We start from the raw sequence: 6007 nt of genomic DNA on the forward strand, positions 1-6007 counted from the left end.
ATTTCCGGTTCAGTCGCTTTCTCCTGCGACGCAACATGTGACTGCATACCCCAGCCACGCTCCGGTTGATAGAGCGTCGCCCAGATCCACAGAAACGGCCAGATAACATGCAGAGTAAACAGGCTCACCCAGCCCGCCGTATGAATAGCGTCGGCATGGGGGTGATTGCGCTTTTTGGCAATCAGATAAGGGATGTCATGTATCGCGATGATTCCATAAAAAATCACCAGAAAGACGAAGATCAGCACTCCCAACGCGAAATAGTTTAGAAACATATCTGCCTCGGATTCACGTTTATCAGTGTTGTTTTTTGGCTGGCAGCCAGAAGGGAGTCAGGCTGATATTTTGACAATAATCCGGGTTCGCGATTCTCGCCATAACACCAAAGAATAATTTTTAGAGGTGATGAGTTGCTTAGTTACATAACGATTGTATGACGAAGGCATAACATGCTGTAGATCACATCAGGTGAACGCCGTAAGAAAATATCTTGTGATTCAGATCACAAAGATTCAACAAACCATCAAAACAAAAATGTGACATTACTCACATTTAAATGCCATTTTTAGCGAAAATCACCGCCTTGTTTCTTTTTTACACAGGCGTTTTGTGATGAGCGTCACGTCAATTACCTCTCTACCCCCTATATTTATGTGACTGATATCACACAAAAGCCCGTCGACTGGACAGTTAACCGATTCAGTGCCAGATTTCGCAGTATCTACAAGGTCCGGCTACCTCTGCCGCCACATTAACAAAAAACCTCGGGCTTCCAGCCTGCGCGACAGCAAACATAAGAAGGGGTGTTTTTATGTCATCCGATATTAAGATCAAAGTGCAAAGCTTTGGTCGTTTCCTCAGCAACATGGTGATGCCAAATATCGGCGCGTTTATCGCGTGGGGTATCATCACCGCGTTATTTATTCCAACAGGGTGGTTACCGAACGAGACGCTGGCGAAGCTGGTCGGGCCGATGATCACTTATCTCCTACCGCTGCTGATCGGTTATACCGGTGGTAAGCTGGTAGGCGGCAAACGTGGCGGCGTAGTCGGTGCCATTACCACCATGGGCGTTATCGTCGGCGCAGACATGCCGATGTTCCTCGGTTCTATGATTGCAGGTCCGCTGGGCGGCTGGTGCATTAAGCACTTCGACCGCTGGGTAGACGGTAAGATCAAATCCGGTTTTGAGATGCTGGTGAATAACTTCTCCGCAGGCATCATCGGGATGATCCTCGCTATTCTGGCATTCCTCGGCATTGGCCCGATTGTTGAAGCCCTGTCCAAAATGCTGGCTGCGGGCGTTAACTTCATGGTTGTCCATGACATGCTGCCGCTGGCGTCTATCTTTGTTGAACCGGCGAAAATCCTGTTCCTCAACAACGCCATTAACCACGGTATCTTCTCGCCGCTGGGTATTCAGCAGTCCCATGAACTGGGTAAATCAATCTTCTTCCTGATTGAAGCTAACCCAGGTCCAGGTATGGGCGTGCTGCTGGCGTACATGTTCTTTGGTCGTGGTAGCGCTAAACAGTCTGCGGGCGGTGCGGCAATCATCCACTTCCTGGGTGGTATCCACGAAATCTACTTCCCGTATGTGCTGATGAATCCGCGTCTGATCCTCGCAGTCATCCTCGGCGGTATGACTGGCGTGTTCACGCTGACTATCCTGGGCGGTGGTCTGGTTTCTCCGGCATCTCCGGGTTCTATCCTTGCTGTACTGGCGATGACACCAAAAGGTGCTTATTTCGCTAACATCGCGGGTGTGTGTGCGGCGATGGCTGTCTCCTTCGTTGTCTCTGCTATTTTGCTGAAAACCAGCAAAGTGAAAGAAGAAGATGATATTGAAGCAGCAACTCGTCGTATGCAGGACATGAAAGCTGAGTCTAAAGGCACATCTCCGCTATCTGCGGGCAATGTGACTAACGACCTGAGCCACGTACGTAAAATCATCGTTGCCTGTGACGCCGGTATGGGTTCAAGTGCGATGGGCGCAGGCGTGCTGCGTAAGAAAATTCAGGATGCAGGTCTGTCGCAGATTTCGGTCACTAACAGCGCGATCAACAACCTGCCGCCAGATGTGGACCTCGTCATCACTCACCGTGACCTGACCGAACGCGCTATGCGCCAGGTTCCGCAGGCACAGCATATTTCGCTGACCAACTTCCTCGACAGCGGCCTGTACACCAGCCTAACCGAACGTCTCGTTGCTGCCCAGCGCCATACTGAAAACGAAGTGAAAGTGAAAGACAGCTTTGACGATTCCAGTGCTAACCTGTTCAAACTGGGCGCGGAGAACATCTTCCTCGGTCGCAAAGCAGCAACCAAAGAAGAAGCGATTCGTTTTGCTGGCGAGCAGCTGGTGAAAGGCGGTTACGTTGAGCCGGAATACGTTCAGGCGATGCTGGATCGTGAAAAACTGACCCCGACTTATCTGGGTGAGTCTATCGCGGTGCCACACGGTACGGTTGAAGCGAAAGATCGCGTACTGAAAACGGGCGTGGTGTTCTGCCAGTACCCGGAAGGCGTGCGCTTCGGTGAAGAAGAAGATGACATTGCCCGTCTGGTGATTGGTATTGCAGCCCGTAACAACGAGCACATTCAGGTTATCACCAGCCTGACCAATGCACTGGATGATGAGTCCGTCATCGAGCGTCTGGCACACACCACCAGCGTGGATGAAGTGCTGGAACTGCTGGCAGGTCGTAAGTAATCCAATCCTACCCTCTCCTCACGGAGAGGGTTTGGGTGAGGGAAAAGCCTCACCCCAGCCCTCTCGGGTAAAAACATTGATGAAGGTTAATACTATGAAAGCATTACATTTTGGCGCAGGTAATATCGGTCGTGGCTTTATCGGTAAACTGCTGGCAGACGCGGGTATCCAACTGACGTTTGCCGATGTCAATCAGGTGGTACTTGATGCCCTGAATGCCCGTCATAGCTATCAGGTTCATGTGGTCGGTGAAACCGAGCAGGTAGATACCGTTTCCGGCGTCAATGCTGTCAGCAGCATTGGTGATGATGTCGTTGATCTGATTGCTCAGGTCGATTTAGTCACTACCGCCGTTGGCCCGGTTGTGCTGGAACGTATTGCTCCGGCTATCGCCAAAGGGCTGGTGAAACGCAAAGAACAAGGTAATGAATCCCCGCTGAACATCATCGCCTGTGAAAACATGGTACGCGGCACCACGCAGCTGAAAGGTCATGTGATGAACGCCCTGCCGGAAGACGCCAAAGCGTGGGTAGAAGAGCACGTTGGCTTTGTCGATTCCGCCGTTGACCGCATCGTACCGCCTTCGGCTTCGGCAACTAACGATCCGCTGGAAGTGACGGTAGAAACTTTCAGCGAATGGATTGTCGATAAAACGCAGTTCAAAGGCGCACTGCCGAACATCCCAGGCATGGAGTTAACCGACAACCTGATGGCATTTGTCGAACGTAAACTCTTCACCCTGAACACGGGTCATGCTATAACCGCGTACCTCGGAAAACTGGCCGGTCATCAGACCATTCGTGACGCTATTCTCGACGAGAAAATCCGCGCGGTGGTAAAAGGTGCGATGGAAGAAAGTGGTGCGGTACTGATCAAGCGCTACGGCTTTGACGCAGACAAACATGCGGCGTACATCCAGAAAATCCTCGGTCGTTTTGAGAACCCGTATCTGAAAGATGATGTAGAGCGCGTAGGCCGTCAGCCGCTGCGTAAACTGAGTGCTGGCGACCGTCTGATCAAGCCACTGCTCGGTACGCTGGAATACAGCCTTCCGCACAAGAATCTGATTCAGGGGATTGCTGGTGCAATGCACTTCCGCAGTGAAGATGATCCGCAGGCTCAGGAACTGGCAGCACTGATCGCTGACAAAGGTCCGCAGGCGGCGCTGGCACAGATTTCCGGTCTTGATGCCAACAGCGAGGTTGTATCCGAGGCGGTAACCGCTTATAAAGCAATGCAATAATGGTGGACCAGGCGCAGGACACCCTGCGCCCGAATAACAGATTGTCAGATATGCAGGCAACAATGGAACAAACCCAGGCCTTTGAAAACCGTGTGCTTGAGCGTCTGAATGCTGGCAAAACCGTGCGAAGCTTTCTGATCACCGCCGTCGAGCTTTTGACCGAGGCGGTAAATCTTCTGGTGCTTCAGGTATTCCGCAAAGACGATTACGCGGTGAAGTATGCTGTAGAACCGTTACTCGACGGCGACGGTCCGCTGGGCGATCTTTCTGTGCGTTTAAAACTCATTTACGGGTTGGGCGTCATTAACCGCCAGGAATACGAAGATGCGGAACTGCTGATGGCATTGCGTGAAGAGCTAAATCACGACGGCAACGAGTACGCCTTTACCGACGACGAAATCCTTGGACCCTTTGGTGAACTGCACTGCGTGGCGGCGTTACCACCGCCGCCACAGTTTGAACCAGCAGACTCCAGTTTGTATGCAATGCAAATTCAGCGCTATCAACAGGCTGTGCGATCAACAATGGTCCTTTCACTGACTGAGCTGATTTCCAAAATCAGCTTAAAAAAAGCCTTTCAAAAGTAAGCAACGTCTGCTTACTGCCCCTCTACCTGCTTCGGCCGATAAAGCCGACGATAATACTCCAGACGTTGTAGATATAACGGCACGCTTTCATCGGGTATTCCGGACGGAATCGCGTTACGGGGAGGAAGTTTTTTCAGATACTCCCGGAACGCCTGGCTTGATGCCATGAAATCTACGGCTTTATCGATAAGAAGCGGAACGTTTTCACCTAATTTGCCCATGATGATATCTCCGTATTACCCCGCGCCGGGAATGCGCGGCCGCCAATTTTAGTTTAGGTTCCCGGTAAAGATGACATTAAGGAAAACGTGCTGAATCCTCAATAATCATCCGCTGCTGTTTATTATCTTTTTCTATAGATTTCTTAATTAATCAACGAATTGCGTAGTTTTTGAGCATGTTAATGATTACGTTGCAGAACTATTACAATGTCATCAGTTGTGAACAAAGCACCTGGTCGCGCATACTAGGGGCTATAAATTTATCTTTATCAGAAGCCATCACATGAAAGAAGTCGAAAAAAACGAAATCAAACGTCTCAGCGATCGCCTGGACGCCATCCGCCACCAGCAGGCCGATCTGTCGCTGGTTGAAGCCGCAGACAAATATGCCGAGCTGGAAAAAGAGAAAGCCACGCTGGAAGCAGAAATTGCTCGCCTGCGTGAGGTTCATAGCCAAAAACTGAGTAAAGAAGCACAGAAGCTGATGAAGATGCCGTTCCAGCGAGCAATTACCAAAAAAGAGCAGGCTGATATGGGCAAGCTGAAGAAAAGTGTTCGCGGACTGGTGGTTGTGCACCCAATGACCGCGCTGGGGCGCGAAATGGGCCTGGAAGAGATGACTGGATTTTCTAAGACTACGTTTTAAGCCCCTCAGACGACTGGTTCGATCGTATCAACCCGCATCTGGCTTGCCTTAGCTGGTCAATGCGGGGACTCTCCTGTCTACTCGCCTAATTACCAAACAATTCACTCCCTTTACTTCGATTTACCGCTGGTTGATATTCTGAAAATGCATTTTTACCGAAATAGCCATCTATAAACAATAAAAATATATAGAAGATATCATTTGTTAATTAACAAGCATTTACGTCTCTTTTTTTCGGATTTAATTGTGAAATTTTAATCATCATATTCACAAAATCAATTATCTGTAAAATTTTTCCCAGACATGGTTTCTTTCATATTTGACATTTATTAATAATCATCATTAGAATCCACGAAAAATAATATATTCATACAAACACAGACATCTTTTGAAACGAATGATACATTTTTATGATGAATGCTTAAAACAATATTTAATCGACACACATCACTGTCATTAATGTAAAGCAACATAGCTCACCAATAATACAATGGACAACTCTACCGGCATTGATCGCTGGTCGGAGGAAATAAGGATTTTTACATGAACTTGAAGAAGATTTTTTTCAGTGCTGTCACTGTTTCAGTTCTCTGCGCA

Annotated in this window: 6 protein-coding genes; 4 read left to right on the plus strand and 2 right to left on the minus strand. The window is 49.1% G+C overall.

Features of this window, described 5'->3' with window-relative positions; translation table 11 throughout:
* A partial coding sequence (locus ACUU1I_RS19060; protein ID WP_449144881.1) for a DUF3302 domain-containing protein occupies positions 1 to 275 on the minus strand: 275 nt, incomplete at its 3' end.
* 536 nt (positions 276 to 811) lie between these two features.
* Here ACUU1I_RS19060 and mtlA point away from each other — a divergent pair.
* The 3 genes from mtlA (at position 812) to mtlR (ending at position 4543) form a co-directional block, all read left to right on the plus strand.
* Complete coding sequence (mtlA, locus tag ACUU1I_RS19065) at positions 812 to 2713, plus strand: PTS mannitol transporter subunit IICBA (RefSeq protein WP_000093280.1); 1902 nt, start codon at positions 812 to 814, stop codon at positions 2711 to 2713.
* A 94-nt stretch (positions 2714 to 2807) separates the two neighbouring features.
* A complete protein-coding gene (gene mtlD, locus ACUU1I_RS19070; RefSeq protein WP_000645424.1) occupies positions 2808 to 3956 on the plus strand; it encodes a mannitol-1-phosphate 5-dehydrogenase in 1149 nt (382 codons plus the stop codon).
* Positions 3956 to 4543, plus strand: coding sequence for a mannitol operon repressor MtlR (gene mtlR / locus ACUU1I_RS19075; protein WP_000228269.1), 588 nt, complete (start codon positions 3956 to 3958; stop codon positions 4541 to 4543). Before mtlD ends, mtlR begins: the two co-directional genes overlap by 1 nt.
* Before the next feature lie 11 nt (positions 4544 to 4554).
* On the opposite strand, the gene yibT is transcribed toward mtlR, so the two are convergent.
* Positions 4555 to 4764, minus strand: a complete 210-nt coding sequence (yibT, locus tag ACUU1I_RS19080; protein ID WP_000517100.1) for a protein YibT — start codon at positions 4762 to 4764, stop codon at positions 4555 to 4557.
* 283 nt (positions 4765 to 5047) lie between these two features.
* Here yibT and ACUU1I_RS19085 point away from each other — a divergent pair, with 283 nt between their 5' ends.
* Positions 5048 to 5410 (plus strand): YibL family ribosome-associated protein, encoded by a 363-nt coding sequence (locus ACUU1I_RS19085; RefSeq protein ID WP_000665677.1) that lies wholly within the window; start codon positions 5048 to 5050, stop codon positions 5408 to 5410.
* The last annotated feature ends 597 nt before the right edge of the window (positions 5411 to 6007 follow it).

The organism is Shigella sp. SIG3, from assembly GCF_053555855.1.